Annotated in this window: 1 protein-coding gene; it reads right to left on the bottom strand. The window is 72.6% G+C overall.

Going from position 1 to position 1,125, the window contains the following annotated elements; translation table 11 throughout:
• On the bottom strand, positions 1–1,125 hold a 1,125-nt coding region (locus IBL25_RS27440; protein WP_187781368.1), incomplete at both ends, for a sigma 54-interacting transcriptional regulator.

Genomic DNA, 1,125 nt, shown 5'->3' with positions numbered 1-1,125 from the left:
CTGATTCGGCGAGAGGCGGTGGGTTTCGAGGAGGCCGTAGATGGTGGGTCGTGAGATGCCGAGGAGGCGTGCGGCGGCGGCGAGGGAGCCGTTGGAGCGGGCCAGCGCGCGCTCGATGGTGGCGCGTTCGGCGCGGAGCCGTGCGGCGCGGAGGTCGAGGTCGACCTCGGAGGGCTCGGCGGGGGGCGAGAGTTCGAGGTCGGCGGCGGAGATGGTGTTGCCTTCCGCCATCAGGGCGGCGCGGCGGACGCGGTTGCCGAGCTCGCGCACATTGCCGGGCCAGCGGTGGGCCATGACGGCCTCGGCGGCGGAGGCATCGAGGCCGCGCAGGCGGCGGTTGAACTCGCGGGCGTAGCGGGCGAGGAACCAGCGGGCCAGCAGCAGCGGGTCCTCGCCGCGCTCGCGCAGGGGGGGGATGCGCAGCGTCAGCGAGTTCAGGCGGTAGAGCAGGTCGGCGCGGAAGCGGCCTTGCTCGGCCTGTTCCTCCAGCGGTTGGTTGGTGGCGGAGACGATGCGCACATCGACGCGGATGGGGGTGCGGCCGCCGACGCGCTCGATCACCTGTTCCTGCAGGAAGCGCAGCATCTTGGCCTGCAGCGAGGGCGGCAGGTCGCCCACTTCGTCGAGGAAGAGGGTGCCGCCATTGGCGGCCTCGATGCGGCCGGCGACCTGGCGGACGGCGCCGGTGAAGGCGCCGCGCTCATGGCCGAAAAGCTCGCTCTCGAGCAGCGGCTCGGGGATGGCGGCGCAGTTGATGGCGACAAAGGGCTTGCGGGCGCGGGGGCCCATTTCGTGCAGGGCGCGGGCCAGCGCCTCCTTGCCGGTGCCGCTTTCGCCGAGCAGCAGCACGGGCACGGAGACCTGGGAGAGGCGCTCCACGGTGTGGCAGATGCGCAGCATGCCCTCGTCGGCGGTGACGATGTCGCGGATCGGGCTGGGGCGGGGCAGGGCGGCGAGGCGGAGGTTCTCCTCCTCCAGCGCGCGCAGCCGCAGGGCGCGGTCGACGATGGTGCGCAGCACCGCGAGATCGACCGGCTTTTCGCAGAAGTCATAGGCGCCAAGGCCGATCGCCCGCAGCGTGTGCTCCCGCTGGCCCTGACCCGAGGCCACAATGATCGGCATGCC

This window comes from Pseudoroseomonas ludipueritiae, from assembly GCF_014490445.1.
In the GTDB taxonomy this organism is placed as follows: Bacteria; Pseudomonadota; Alphaproteobacteria; order Acetobacterales; family Acetobacteraceae; genus Pseudoroseomonas; species Pseudoroseomonas ludipueritiae.
The sequence above is the reverse complement of the archived record's forward strand: the minus strand, read 5'-3'. Positions and strand labels throughout refer to the sequence as shown.